Source organism: Actinokineospora sp. NPDC004072 (genome assembly GCF_053604195.1).
Map to the genome: position 1 here is coordinate 164494 of NZ_JBSGHB010000005.1, position 13323 is coordinate 177816.

Here is a 13323-nt window from a genome sequence, read left to right on the forward strand (position 1 = left end):
CCTGACGGCTCTTCGACGTCGCGCCACGCCTGGTACACCAACGTGGTGGACTCGGGAAAGCCGTGGTCGTCACACAGCGCCGCGACACAGCGCGCGGCCATTGCGGTGTACTCCACGGTCAATGCGGGCAGCGACAACGAGCAGGTTCAGGTCGGCGGGGCGATGCCGATCGGCGTCTATCCGGCCGCCGCCGGACCGAGCGCACGAGCACTGGGCGCGTTGATCTCCAAAAGTCAGGTCCTTTTCCACCGTTTGGCTATGGCGCCTGCGACGAGCACTATCGCTCCGCCTCCGAGTGCTGTCACCGCCCACGGGACCCGGTCGCGGAAGATGATCGCCAAGGCCATCAAGGCCGTCCAGACGGCGGCGATGAGGAGATAGGTTTTGATCACGTGCACCTCCGGGGGCGGAGAGGGCCGTGGCGCCCGGTCTGGCGGGCGCCACGGCCAGGTTGTGGGTCAGAACGGAAGGAGCTTGGTGACCGGGTTGAACACCAGCCCGGCCACGATGCCGCCGATGCCGTCGCTGCGGATGTCCGAGCTGGTGCCGCCCGCGATCTGTGAGCCGAGGGCTCCGAGCGCGCCACCGGCCATGGCGCCCATGACTCCCGCGCCTGCCGCGCACACCGGTGCTGCCGCTGTGCAACCCGCGACCAGCGCCGCGCCCGCGATCGCGCCGATGCCACTGCCGATCCCCGCGCCGATCGTGGACGCCGTGCTCGCCCCGGTGGGATCGGCGTTGTTCACCGGATCGGCTTGGGCGTAGGCGTAGGTGTTGGTCTCCTGCCCGGTGGGATCGGGGGTGGTGAAGCGGCCCCAGGTTGGGTTGTAGTGCCGGTAGCCGAAGAGGATGTTGCCGTTGCGCAGCGTGTAGCCGCCGTTGTAGCCGAACCTGTGGGCTGAGGTGGACCCGGTCGGCGTAATCCTGCCGTAGGGGCCGTAGGTGAAGGTCGCGGTCAGGCCGCCGGTGGCGTTCAGCACGGCGAGCACGCTGCCTTGGTGGTCGGTGATCAGGTTGTACCGATCATCGCCGATCTCCTCGGTGATGAGCCGTCCGCTGGGATCCCGGGTGACGTTGGTGCGGATATCACCGTCGAGGATGCTGGTGAGGCCCAGCGCGGTGTGGGTGAGAACTCGGGTCGTGGTGGCGTTGTCACGGGTTTCGGTGATGATGCGGGGCTGGGTTTGGTCGACGGTGTCATAGGTGGCGCTGAACGTGGTTGTGCCGTTCTCGGTGGTGCGCACCAATTGGTCGGTTGCTGAGTAGGTCATCGCCGCGCCACCGGCATTGTTGAGCCTGCCTGCCGCGTCGTAAGTCAGCGTGGTCGGACCTGCGGCGGTGAGCTGGCTGGCGGCGTTGATCGTGTGTGGGGTGCCTGCAAAGGCGGTGATGTTGTCGCGTTGTCGACTGTGAAGGTGTCGGCACCCGCTCGGGTGAGGTGGCGGAGGGGGTCGTAGGTGTAGGCGGTGGTGGTGCCTGCGATGGTCTTGGACTGCAACTGGGTGCGGTCTGCGCCAGCGCTGTTGGTGTAGCGGTAGGTGGCCTTGAGCAGCTCGGTGCCCGCGGTGTTCTTCACAACCAGGCTGGTGAGCCTGCCTGCTTTGTCGTAGCCGTTGGTTTGGGTGCCAGCGCCGGGGAAGGCGGTGCTGGTGCGGCGGTCGGCGTTGTCGTAGGCGAAGGTCGTCGTCTGGCCGAATGCGTCGGCGAGTGCGGTGAGGCGGTAGGCGGCGTCGTAGGCGTAGGTGTGTTCCTGCCGGGTCGGTGAGGCTGGTGAGATTGCCGGCGTTGTCGTAGTTGTAGGCGACAGTCTCGGTCGAGCCGGCCTGGGTGCGGCGGGCGGCGGTGATCTGCGGGCCGGTGGGGTAGGTGTCGTGGGTGAAGGTGGTGGTCACGCCGTTGTGGCTGCGGCCGGTCATGGCGCCGACCGCGTCGTAGGTCATGGATTGCAGGGTTGTGCCTGCGCTGCTGATGGCAACGACGCGGTCGAGCCTGTCGTAGGCGTAGTCGATGCGGGTGTTGTTGCCGTCGGTGACGCTGGTGACCCGGGACAGCGAGTCGTAGGTGTAGCGGGTGGCGCCCAGCGGCGCGGGTGGGGTCACGGTGGTGAGGTTCCCGGCGTTGTCGTAGCCGAACCGCGTCACGTGGCCGTTGGCGTCCTTGAGGGTCTCCAGCAGGTTCTTCGGCCCTGTGTAGGTGCGGACCTGCAGGTCAGCGGCGAGCTGCGTCGAGCGGACCTTGGTCACGTTGCCCGCGTCGTCGTACTCCAGGGTGCGCTCGTTGCCTTCCGGGTCCTTGATCGAGGTCGGCTCGTTCGGATGTGCGGTGCTGGTGTAGCCCACGGTGGTCGTCGCGCCGGTCGGCAGTTTGGTGGAGATCAGGTTGTCGAGACCGTCGTAGGTGGCGGTGGTTGAGTTGTTCAGCCCGTCGGTGGTCGACTGGAGGTCGCTGTTAGCCGTCCACGTCTGCGACTGCGTGTGGCCGAGGGCATCCTTGGCCGAGACCTGCCGGTCGAACTCGTCGAAGGTGTAGACGGTCTTGTTGCCGTTCGGGTCCGTCATCGTGGTCTGGCTGTCGGAGTCGTAGGCGAACCTCGTCTGCACCGCGCCCGCCTGCCGCGGCGTGGTGACCGCCGTCAGCCGATGGTGGGCATCGAAGGAGAACGACCACGTGCGACCGGCCTGGTCGACCAGCGACGTCAGGTGATACGGGCTCGTGGCCGAGTAGGTGAACCGGACGGTCTTGCCGTCGCGGTCGGTGAACTCCGTCAACTGGTTGTTGCGGTTGAACGTGTAGGTGCCTGCCACCGTGCCCGACGGGTCGGTGATCCGGGTGATCTGCCCGTTGGCGTCGCTGGTGAAAGTGGTGACCCGACCTTGGCTGTCGCTGACCGACGCCAGGGATCCGTCTGAGTTGTAGTAGTAGGTCAGCGAGTTGCCGTTGCGGTCCATGCGGTTCAGCGGCCACCCGCCTGCGTTGAACGACCACGTTTCGCCGGAGTCGGTGAACCGTGCGGTGTAGGAGCCGCCTGCGTTCTTCACCAGTCTCGCCCGCACGCCGTGGTTGGCCGATCCGTAGCTCCCGTCCGGGTTCTCCCGGAACTCCACACACGCCCCGCTGTCGGTCGGCATGATCACCTGACCGGTGCGGAAGCCCAACCCCATGTCCCGCCCGGCGTTCACCGACCAACCGCCGAATGCATCGGTGCTGTAGGAGTGGTGGAGGTTCAGGTGGATCCCGGTTCCCCGAACCGTGAGATCCCGGTGATCCACCCACAGGTTGCCGTCGGAGAGGTTCACCGCGAACTGCAGGCGATCACTGATCCGAAACCGCTCCATCGGGAAGTCCGGTAGCACTCCCCAGGGATCTGTTGCGCAGGTCAGGGATGCCGCACCGGCATCCGGTGAAACCGGCCCCGCAGCCGTCGTGGGCTTCGCCGGACCAGCAGGCGGCGCACCACCCACAACCGTCCGAGTCGCAGGCCCCGGCGTCCACGCCGACGAGGGCACCGCAGCTTCCGCCGCAACCGCGGACGGCGCAGCCACAACCGGAACCGCGGACACCAGAGCCAGCACCAACCCAGCGCTGAGAACGCGCAGCGTCAAGCCGCGCGACCAACCATGTCGCATCGAAAGCCTTCCCCAGTCGCCGCACGCCCCCCGACAGGGCACCCCAGTACCCGGCAAGATCACCTTTCCCGGCCGCCCACCCCACCAAACCCCGCCCGCAGATGATCACTCGAACAGCCGAGCCGATCGCGACGCGCTTCCCGATGATCGCGAAGCAGGGCACCTCGCCGGACCGCGGGTAAGCGGTGTGGTTCCGCCAGCGCGTCGAAGTAGAGAGAGTCCGTTCGCCGCCATCGCAGCTTGGGAGTTCTGGTACCGGAGTACTCCGGCGCCACCTACCGGACTAAATTCGATCGGTGACCGACGCAACACTAGGGCAGGGAGCCAGGTTCTGAACCCGCCACGCGCGGACGAAATCAGGGCACAATTGGGCACAGGTACCCGCAAACAGCCGTTCAGCGTGGCTGTCAGCCGGACAAGTACGCACACAAGCAAACAGCCCGCTGACCGTGTTTATGCTGGTCAGCGGGCTGTTCGTGGATGTGCCCCCGGCAGGATTCGAACCTGCGCTCCCGCCTCCGGGGAGCGACCCAGATCGTCTCTAGAGCCTCTACCAGCGCTTTCGATGTCGCCGACGCCACTAGAGTACCTCCTGGCGCAGTGAGCGCAGGCCGACTCATGGCATGGGTATGGCACGCCAGCCTGTCGCCAACGCAGATCCCCAGTGGCAGGTTCGGAACCTTAAGTGCGACCAGACACGCCGGGAGGTTCCGAGCTGATCAGTTGGCGTGTCGGTCGTCGTAGTGCGGTTCCGGTGCGGGCTGAATTCAGCGATTGAGTAGTCTTCGCAGGTCAAGCAGGGCAGCACCGGCCCACCCGGGCCGGTGAGGATCGCAGCACCGACCCGCCCGGGTCGGTGAGGATCTCAACTCCCTCGGCGTCCCGGCCGGGCTGCTCGCCGAGCAGCAGCACCGATCCGCCCGGGTCGGTGAGAATCTCAACTCCCTCGGCGTCCCGGCCGGGCTGCTCGACGCCGTTGGCCATCCCCATGGCACCTGGCAACTCGGCCTACTTGCACATCAGAACTGCCCAATGAACACCTGCAGAGGCCTTGCAGCGGGTCGTGCTTCGCAGTTGTGGTCGTTGTGCCTTTGGTGGTGGGCCAAGGGGCAGCAGGGTTATCCGGCTGGGGTGTGGGCGAGTTGGGGGAGCCAGCCGTGTTCGCTGTAGGGGGTGCCGGTGCGGTAGGCGTGGATGCCTTGGGCGGGGTAGTCGATGGTGTTGTGGGGGAGGTTGTGGAGGGGGAACCAGGCGAGGGCTGAGCATTTGTCGGGTTCTTGGTTGGTGGGTTCGCCGGTCCAGTGGGTGGTGGTGAAGAAGAGGCCGAGGCGGGGTTCGGGGCCGGAGCCGTGGACGTGGATGGTGTGGACGCAGGTGAGGTGGGCGGGGTCGATGAGGACGCCGACCTCTTCGGCCGCTTCCCTTGCTGCGGCGGTGGTGGCGGGTTCGTGTGCGTCGAGTTTGCCGGAGGGGAGGTGCCACATGCCGTCCCAGGCGCCGCCCTTGCGTTGGGTGAGGAGGACGTGGTCGTCGCGCAGGAGCAGGACGTGGACGTCGATGAGGTGGCGGTCGGCCATGCGGGCGGGACCTTCCGGGCTGCGAGGGGCGGCGGCGGGGTTGGGCCGAACGGCCTAGTGGCCGGTGGCTCAGCCCGGAACCTTACGCAGGGGCGGGTCCGGAGCTGCTCGGGGTTCGCCGACTCGGTTGGCGATGATCTCGGCGACGTGCTCGGGGGTTAGCTCGGTGGTGTCGATGAGCAGGGTCGGGTGGTTGAGGCGGTGGCAGGCCTGGAGGTAGAGGTCGGATTCGCGGGCGGCTGAGGCGGGGCCGTTGTGGAAGCGGTGCCGGGTGCCGCGGTGGGCGACGCGGGCGGCGGCGGTGTCGGGGGTGGTGGTGAGGATGACGGAGAGGTCCGGTGGGTCGACGGCGGTGTTGAGGGTGGTGAGGAAGTCGAGGGGGACGCCGTCGATGTGCTGCAGGACGAGGCTGGCGGCGATGTAGCGGTCGCAGACGATGGTGTGGCCTGCGGTGCGGTGGGGGCGGATCTCGGTGAGTTGCTGGTGGTAGCGGTCGGCGGCGACCAGGCAGGCCAGGGCGTGGCCGGTGTAGCGGTCGCTGTGGGCGCGGGCGATGCGGCCGAGTTCGTCGGTGGAGGGTTGGGCGGTGGCGTGGACGTGGTGTCCGCGGTCCGCCAGGAGGCGGGACAGGTGGCGCGCGGTGGTGGTCTTGCCCGCGCCGCCGGGGCCGTCGAGGGTGATCAGCAGGCCGGGGCCGTTCATGCCGTGGTCCTCCGATCGTGTTGGGCCTGGGCGAGGTGGGTGAGGCGGTCGCGGATGTAGGTGATGGGGGCGTCGGCCAGGGGGAGGTTGACGGAGAAGTTGAACTCGTCGCGCTCGCGCATGGCCTCGTTCAGACCCTGGTCGGTGAGGTCGACAGGCTGGTAGTCGAGCAGCTGTTCCGGTCGGTGGCGGCCGGTGGCGATGAGGCGGTGCCAGTCAGGGGTGCCGGGGTAGGGGCGGTACTCGAACACGCTGGCCCGGAAGCGGCCCGGCTGGTGGTCGGTGAGGTCCCAGAGACGGTGGACGAGGGCCACGGTGGAGTCGATCTCGGCGGTGGTCTCGGTGGGGAAGCCGAGGATGAAGTAGCCCTTGACGCCGATACCGCGCTCGGTGAGCCGCCGAACGACGTCGGCGGCCATGTCCGGGGTGATGCGCTTGTCGATGAGGTCGAGCATCCGAGGACTTCCGGACTCGATGCCGAGGGCGACTTCGCGCAGCCCGTTGGCGGCGAGGGTGTCCAAAAGGGTGTCCGGGCAGCGGTGCAGGACGTTGATGCGCCCGGTCGCGTCCCAGCTCGCCCATGAGCCGACCTGCTCGGCGGTGAAGGCGGCCATCATCCGGTCGATGACGCGGCGGGCACCGAGGAAGAGGTCGTCGACGAACCGGAACGCCTCCACGCCGCGGGCTTGGAGCTGGCGCATCTCGGCGATGATGGTGCGCGGATCGCGGGTGCGGATGGTGATGTCGGGGTTGGCCGACACCGCGGCCCCGCAGAAGGAGCAGTCGTACGGGCAGCCGCGCGCTCCGACCATGTTCGCCTCCAGCCTGCCGTCCGGTGCGAGGTAGGGGTCTTGGGCGAGGTACACGCGGTCGACGAACGGTAGGGCGTCGATGTCGGGCGCCAGGTGGTGGCTGGCGCCGGGCGGGCCGCCGGTCACGGGGGTGCGCAGGATCGGGTCGATCCACATCACCCCGGGCAGGCAGGTTCGGTTGCGGTGGTCGGCGAGGAGTTCGGCGACGCGGGTCTCGGCCTCGCCGAGCACCAGCGCGGCGCAGCGGGCCATGCGCGGGTCGGTGAGGACCTCCGCGGGCATGGCCTTGGCGTGATGGCCGCCCAGCATGACCTTGATCCCGGAGTCCAGGCACGCGGCGATGCGGGCGCTGAGCTGGTAGGTCGGGGCGAGGAGGTTGAATCCCGCCCAGCGCGGCCGCGCCTGGTTGACCAGCTCGATGGTCTGCTCGACCCCCAGCCCGTGGGCCTCGGCGTCGAGGACGCCGACGTTGAAGCCCTGGCGGGCGGCGTAGGTGGCGATGTAGGCGAGGCCGAGAACCGGCAGGGTGAAGTCGTTGACCCGGGGACGCGCGGCGTAGTCGCGCAGCGGTGCGTTGACGAACACCGCGTCCACCGGGCGCGTCGGGTCTGCTCCGGCGATGAGGGTGTCAGAGCGCGGCGGCTCCTTGGGCTTGGGCATGGCGTACTCCCCACGCGAGGGTGAGCAGCGTCCACTCGCAGAGCTGCTCACCGGCCAACCCGCGCCATACGACGGCGAACTCGGGCTCGCTCTGCGGCCACTGGTAAGCCGGGGCGAGCCGTCGCGCCCACGTGCGCACGGCGAGGTCGGCGAACGGATACAGGCTGAAGTCGTTGGTCGCGTCCGCGACGGCGGCGCCCGCGGTCCACGGCCCGATGCGCGGCACCTCTTGCACCGCGGCCACCAGCTCGGCTGCGGGCAAGGACGCCCAGTCGCTATGCCGGGCCAGGTAGGCCTCGGCCGCCGCGCGCAAGGGCGCGCGCTTGAAGGACATGCCCAACCGGGTGAACTCGGTGTCCGGCAACGCCAACACCGCGTCCGGGGAGGGAAACAGCCACGCAGGCCCCGCCGGAGTCTCGACGTTCTCCCCGTGGGCACGGCAGAAATCCCGATACAGCAACCGCGCCTGCCCGGCACGGATCACCTGCCTCACGATCCCGGTGGCGAGCGCATCCCACAGGTCGGGGTTGGCCAACCGCAACACCGCCCCAGCAGCCTGCAACGGATCCACCAATGCCGCCTCGCCGACCAAGCCACCGGGATCGACCAGCCGGAACAGCCTCGATACCTCCGGCACGGCATCAATCGAGACGCCATCCGCGCTCGTCCGGACAACGACCGCGAGGACCTGGTCGCGGAGGCGTACCGCCCGCCACGCAGTTCCGTCCTCGGCGATCTGCCAAGCCGGGTGGTCGAACATGACCTGTGCCGAGCGCATACCGATCCTTTCGACAACGGGCTAGTGGACCATCATCGCCACCCCGTTCTCTGTTACGCCCACGTGCCACCTTCTTCACCGAGGGGACGGATTGGCTACCGCGATCAGACTTGCCCGATGAACGCCTGCAGGAGCTTGCGGGTGTCGGCGACGGTGCGGGCTGTGCGGCGGAGTTGTTCGCGTTGGCGGGTGTAGTGGTGGGCTGTGGGTTCGTGGAGGTAGACGCTGCTGTGGTGCAGTTCCAGGTACACGATGGGTGGATCTTTGGGGAAGTCGAGCATGAGCCAGGAGTGGGTGAGCGCGCTCAGGGGTGCTCCGGCGGGCACGAGCCGGATGCCGACGCCTCGGTCGGGTGCTGCGATGAGGTGGCGGAGTTGTTCGCTCAGGATGGCCGTGCCGCCGTAGGGTGTGCGGAGGGCGAACTCGTGGATGAACGCGGTGTGGTCCACCCTGCGGAGGAGTTCCTGCTTCTGGCGCTGCCTGTGCCACCTGACGGCCGCAGCGCTGTCGGTCAGGCCTTCGGCGTGCATGCGGGCCAGGGCGTAAGCCTGTGTTTGCAGCAGCGGTGGAACGCAGGTGATCACCCATTCGGTGACGGTGTGAGCGTCGCGCGCGTAGGTGTCCAGGGCGTCGGCCGTGGCCAGGTCCGCGTCCAGTTCGGGGTGCCACCAGCCCGCCTGCTCGTCGAACCGGGCCATCGCGATGATGGCCGTGCGCAGCCGAACGGGTACCCGGTAGAGGCCGAGCAGGCCAGCGACGTCTTCGCTGCTGATCCGGCGCAGCCCGTTCTCGGTCCGACTCATCGACGACAACGAGATCTGGGCCAACTGCGCTGCGCGCTCCAGGCTCAATCCGGCACGCATCCGCATGGCCCGAAGCTGGGCACCCAGCATCCGCGCCCGGGCATGCGGCTTCCTACGAACCACCCGCGTCATCGCTCAAGCCCTTCACGCACTTCCACGTCAACGTCATCTGTGGGACTGCGCAGAAGGTGCCGCAACGCTGCAGTTTCGTGCGACGCACCTGCTTCATCCATCCCACAACGGACGTCGACTAGCGAATCGGCAGCACCGGTCTGTCGGACACTCGCACATCCATCAGTTCACGACAGCCGCCTGCCATCTGGCGCTCAGGATATGGATCAGGAAGCAGTAAGCAGTAGGACAAGGTGTCCTACTGCCTGATCGGGGTAGACAGGGGATCTATCCTGAAACCCTTAGCCGAATGGCCAACTCCCGCAAGGGCGTCGGAACACGACGCTCTTTGTGCAGCAGTTCGGCGGTGACGGCTTGGGGGAAGCGCTGGAATCGCATCCAGTCGGGTGCTGTGCGTTCGGCGGCTAGCAGGGCGTGCAGGGCCTTGGTCCCGTGCCCGAGTCGCAGGTGGGCGAAGGCCACATCGGACAGATGCCGTGCTCGGGCGACCGCGGGCAGGGTCGTGGAGGTGTCGGCGATCCGGCTGGCAGCGGCCAGCGCGCCGGTGAAGTCGTCTTGGACGACGGCCACGTCGACGGCCATCACGCCGATCTTCGCCGGGCCGAAAGTGGTCTGGTGGTCGACGCGGTCGTACCCGAGGCGCCCCGCCGCCGCAGTGGCTTCGGCGAGCAGGTCGGTGGCGGAGGAGCGATGCGCTCGAGCAGCGGCGGTTGCGCCGGTGACCATCAGGATCCCGTACGCGGCCAGCTGGGAGTCCGATGCCTCGCCGGTGGGCTCCACGGTGTGCGCCGCAGAAAGCGCGACCCGCTCCGACTCGTCGTAGCGGCCTTGAACCAGCAGGTGCCAGGCGGCCGATACGCGAGGCGCGACATCGCACAGGGGATCGGCGCCGTCCTGCGCGGTAGCAATGGCCAGCCGGATGCCCAGCCACGCGATGTCGAGGTGTCCTAGGTGCACGAGGGTGTCCCCGGCGACCTGGTAGGCACGCGCCAGGATATGCGCGGCTCGGGGCTGCTTCGCGGTGGGCACAGCGCGGAGGGTGGCTCTGGCCTGCGCGATAGCGTTGGGCACGAGGGTCACGAGCAGTTCGTAGCGACCCGACCAGTACGCTCCCCAGAGATAAGTGACTGCGCGCTCGGCTTCCTCCAAGGCCAGCTCCGCGTCGCCCAGTACGTCGACATCCTCCACCACGTCGCCCACGAGGTCATCCACCGGAGTGAGCGCTTGGCGGATCGCCACGACACCTGCATGCGGTGCTCGGGAGGGGACTGCGGCTTGCTTCCCCAGTAGGTCTGCGACGGACACGTCGAGGGCTCGTGCGATGCGCTGCAGGCTCGGCACGCTGGCGGTATGGCGCCTGCCCTGCTCCAGCTTGCGGATGAGATCGACGCTCACCTGTGCCCGACTAGCCAAGTCGTGCTGGGAGAGCAGCTTTCCGCGGAGCTGGCGGATCCGTGCACCCAGGTCTGTGCGGTCGCTCATCAGAACCCCTTCCCCGAGGGACCCGCGCCGAACCTGCTCGGCGATCTACCAGGGGCGTGAGATCGGTTCGGCTCGATGTTCCAACAGCAGCCTAACCCGCGAAAGCGGCACGGCTGCGGCTGTACCGAGTTCATCCGCTGAACGTCCGCTTTCGGCGCCAGCACGAGCACTCGGTGGTCTTGCGCCATGCCTAGGTCGCGCCGGGTAGTTCCCCCAGGGAAGGCGGCAGGCAACGTGCCTGGTCACGCTGGTTGGCCTTCAGGCCGATGCCTTCGCGTGTTCACCCGATTGGGTGGATCAACACGTCATTCGTCGTGAACCGGCTTGGTAGCAACTGCTGGCCGTGAGGATGGACCGGTGTCCCTTGCCGATGCCGTCGCCGCGATTCGCGAGGGGCTGGCCAAGGTCGACGCCGGGAGGGCGGCGCTGATCTCTGCGGCAACCCTGTTCGACGGCGCCCGAACCACGGTTCAGCAAGTCACACGGGGAAGCCAGCGACCGGAACCTGGACAGGCGATAGCGGCGCACACGACGGCGCTCAATCGGATCGCCGAGGTTCTCGGCCAAGCCGCCGAGGTGCACCGGGTCTTCTCCGACTACCTGGCCACGGTCGCCGGCGATACCCAGCCAGCCCAGGCGCCGCCCCGACGCCCGGTGCCCACTCCCACGTCGACCGGCGCCCCGACACCGGGGCGCGATCGTGTCGAGCAGCTCCGGCGAGATCTGCCTCCGCCGATCGAGGGCCGCCGGTCCGGCCGCAAGACCCACGGGCGCTGGTTCGTGGGAGACCGGCCCGCCCAGTCGCTCGTCAGCGGTGAGGACAAGGTGTCGGACCTCGCGGGTTCCTACCTCGCCCAGTTCGGGGCCAATCTGGCGGCGATCCGCACCCACGTGGAGATCAAGCTCGCCGCGCTCATCAGGCAGCGGCACGAGCACACCGGTCAGACACCCCGAGTCACTCTGGTGATCAATAACGAGATCTGCGGAGGCAGCGCCTCCTGTCAGGTCTACCTGCCCCGGCTGCTGCCACCGGGATGCTCGATTACCGTGATCACACCCTCCTACCGACAGACCTTCACCGGGGAGACGATGTGACACCCCTTCGCTTCTGGTACCGGATCGGGCAGGGCGTCGACCGGGTCGCCACCACGGCAGGGGAGATCGACGCAGCCTTGGACGAGATCAACGGCCTTGACGCTGACTACGGGAACGTCGCGACGGTCACCCGCGGAGGTGACGAAAGCCCGGTTCTGTACGTCGGGTTGAACGGCGATGTCGGCGCCCTCTACTACACGCACGCGGACGGCGGCTACTACAGCCGGAACACCGCCTCTGGACACGCGGCCAAGGACACGGTGACGCCCCAGCCGGTTGATCGAGCAGTGACGTCCAGTCTGATCTACGACTGGCAGCAACACGTGTTCGAGTTCCCTCCAGACGCAGAGCTACCACTGCCCGAGGTCAGGGCAGCGGTGCACGAGTTCGCACAACTGGGCAGCAGGCCCACCGGGGTGCAGTGGCAGGAATGGATACCTCCCCGAAACCCCGAAGGGGAAAGTGACATGCCCGATCCCTTCGACCCCGACGTTTGGGGCTGAGGACGGGCGAGCTAGCCAGCGCGTAGCACGGCCCGTCCGGCGTGCCGACCGGTCCTGGCCACCGTTCGTACCCCTGCCAGCCTCCACCTCGCAGGCTGCTGATCGCCGGGATGACCGTGCTCATCTCGCGCCTCGGAAAGTGTGCGCGGGCTGAGGCATGCGCGTGAGAGCTACGCCTTCAACGCGACTGGTGGCCAGGCTGCCGCAGGCAAGTCGTGTTGCTCGGTCTGTCACGGCATCCATCACTCCGCCTACCAGCGGGCGGTATATGACGGCAGCGGGCAATGAGCGGCGCGCTTTCTACCGGGGGCAGGGGGTGACGCCTGCACACGTGGGTTCTCAACGTGGTTCGGACCCTCGAGTACGATCCGACACGCCGATAGGTTCGAACTGCCTCCCGCGTCGATTGGCTCGTAGCCGCGCGTCCCTGAGGTCGCCACAAGGTGGCCCTCCGAACGCTGCGCTGGTCGAGCAGGACAGCATCGACTCTCGCGGGTCGGTGGGTCTTGACACCTTTCGCCCACTCCGTCGCCGTCTTACCTGGGACAGCGCCGACCTGCCCGAGTCGGAGTTGCGCATGAACCTGAAGGTGCCGTCCCGTACCTGCGGTCAGACCCCTTGGCGGCCCTCGATGCCCAGGTTCGGAACCTCCAGTGCGACCCGACACGCCGGGAGGTTCCGAAGCACCTGCATGGCGTGTCCGCCTGCCACCGCACATCCCGCGACCCTGCACGACTTGGTCGTCGGTAGTCTGCGCTGGTCAAGCAGGGCAGCACCGACCCTCCCGGGTCGGTGAGGATCTCAACCCACCCCCGCCCCCGCCCCTAGCGTGGCTCGCCAGGGAGCAGCACCGACCCTCCCGGGTCGGTGAGGATCTCAACCTCACTTCAGTAGAGACACGATGATCGCGGCGATGGCAGCACCGACCCTCCCGGGTCGGTGAGGATCTCAACCGGCTGGCTTGCGGTCGGGCAGCCCGGTTCCTGGCAGCACCGACCCACCCGGGTCGGTGAGGATCTCAACGAGGCAACGCTTGCCGACAACCTCGCCAAGTCGGGGTGCAGCACCGACCCACCCGGGTCGGTGAGGATCTCAACAGCTTCTTGCCGAAGAACAAGGCGAGCTTGGCGAGGCAGCACCGAACCATCCGGGT

Annotated in this window: 11 protein-coding genes; 3 read left to right on the plus strand and 8 right to left on the minus strand. The window is 67.9% G+C overall.

The genetic code is table 11. The features are described from left to right. The first annotated feature begins 45 nt into the window (after window positions 1-45). Entirely contained in the window at window positions 46-381 is a 336-nt protein-coding gene (locus ACWEPX_RS09670; protein ID WP_451896683.1) for a hypothetical protein, read from the plus strand. 77 nt (window positions 382-458) lie between these two features. On the opposite strand, the gene ACWEPX_RS09675 is transcribed toward ACWEPX_RS09670, so the two are convergent. From ACWEPX_RS09675 to ACWEPX_RS09710, 8 genes are all read right to left on the minus strand, one after another. Further along, window positions 459-3689, minus strand: coding sequence for an RHS repeat-associated core domain-containing protein (locus ACWEPX_RS09675; RefSeq protein WP_451896684.1), 3231 nt, complete (start codon window positions 3687-3689; stop codon window positions 459-461). Between the two features lie 729 nt (window positions 3690-4418). Next, window positions 4419-4610, minus strand: coding sequence for a hypothetical protein (locus ACWEPX_RS09680; protein WP_451896685.1), 192 nt, complete (start codon window positions 4608-4610; stop codon window positions 4419-4421). Window positions 4611-4744: 134 nt separating this feature from the next. Next, window positions 4745-5203 (minus strand): NUDIX hydrolase, encoded by a 459-nt coding sequence (locus tag ACWEPX_RS09685; protein WP_451896686.1) that lies wholly within the window; start codon window positions 5201-5203, stop codon window positions 4745-4747. 69 nt (window positions 5204-5272) lie between these two features. After that, complete coding sequence (gene tmk, locus ACWEPX_RS09690) at window positions 5273-5905, minus strand: dTMP kinase (RefSeq protein WP_451896687.1); 633 nt, start codon at window positions 5903-5905, stop codon at window positions 5273-5275. Continuing rightward, window positions 5902-7377 (minus strand): B12-binding domain-containing radical SAM protein, encoded by a 1476-nt coding sequence (locus ACWEPX_RS09695; protein ID WP_451896688.1) that lies wholly within the window; start codon window positions 7375-7377, stop codon window positions 5902-5904. Before ACWEPX_RS09695 ends, tmk begins: the two co-directional genes overlap by 4 nt. Then, window positions 7346-8155, minus strand: a complete 810-nt coding sequence (locus ACWEPX_RS09700) for a hypothetical protein (RefSeq protein WP_451896689.1) — start codon at window positions 8153-8155, stop codon at window positions 7346-7348. Before ACWEPX_RS09700 ends, ACWEPX_RS09695 begins: the two co-directional genes overlap by 32 nt. 104 nt (window positions 8156-8259) lie before the next feature. Then, complete coding sequence (locus ACWEPX_RS09705; RefSeq protein WP_451896690.1) at window positions 8260-9090, minus strand: helix-turn-helix domain-containing protein; 831 nt, start codon at window positions 9088-9090, stop codon at window positions 8260-8262. Between the two features lie 267 nt (window positions 9091-9357). Then, the gene (locus ACWEPX_RS09710) at window positions 9358-10572 is read right to left on the minus strand and encodes a helix-turn-helix domain-containing protein (protein ID WP_451896691.1); all 1215 of its coding nucleotides are present in this window, start codon (window positions 10570-10572) and stop codon (window positions 9358-9360) included. Between the two features lie 357 nt (window positions 10573-10929). Here ACWEPX_RS09710 and ACWEPX_RS09715 point away from each other — a divergent pair, with 357 nt between their 5' ends. Both ACWEPX_RS09715 and ACWEPX_RS09720 read left to right on the plus strand, forming a co-directional pair. Continuing rightward, entirely contained in the window at window positions 10930-11667 is a 738-nt protein-coding gene (locus ACWEPX_RS09715; RefSeq protein ID WP_451896692.1) for a DddA-like double-stranded DNA deaminase toxin, read from the plus strand. Then, complete coding sequence (locus ACWEPX_RS09720) at window positions 11664-12170, plus strand: Imm1 family immunity protein (RefSeq protein WP_451896693.1); 507 nt, start codon at window positions 11664-11666, stop codon at window positions 12168-12170. Before ACWEPX_RS09715 ends, ACWEPX_RS09720 begins: the two co-directional genes overlap by 4 nt. Window positions 12171-13323: the final 1153 nt, after the last annotated feature.

Excerpts from the sequence above, each read along its gene's own strand:
- ACWEPX_RS09710 (WP_451896691.1), bottom strand. The coding sequence starts at position 10,572 with ATGAGCGACCGCACAGACCTGGGTGCACGGATCCGCCAGCTCCGCGGA.
- ACWEPX_RS09680 (WP_451896685.1), bottom strand. The coding sequence starts at position 4,610 with ATGGCCAACGGCGTCGAGCAGCCCGGCCGGGACGCCGAGGGAGTTGAG.
- ACWEPX_RS09705 (WP_451896690.1), bottom strand. The coding sequence starts at position 9,090 with ATGACGCGGGTGGTTCGTAGGAAGCCGCATGCCCGGGCGCGGATGCTG.
- tmk (WP_451896687.1), bottom strand. The coding sequence starts at position 5,905 with ATGAACGGCCCCGGCCTGCTGATCACCCTCGACGGCCCCGGCGGCGCG.
- ACWEPX_RS09685 (WP_451896686.1), bottom strand. The coding sequence starts at position 5,203 with ATGGCCGACCGCCACCTCATCGACGTCCACGTCCTGCTCCTGCGCGAC.
- ACWEPX_RS09700 (WP_451896689.1), bottom strand. The coding sequence starts at position 8,155 with ATGCGCTCGGCACAGGTCATGTTCGACCACCCGGCTTGGCAGATCGCC.
- ACWEPX_RS09695 (WP_451896688.1), bottom strand. The coding sequence starts at position 7,377 with ATGCCCAAGCCCAAGGAGCCGCCGCGCTCTGACACCCTCATCGCCGGA.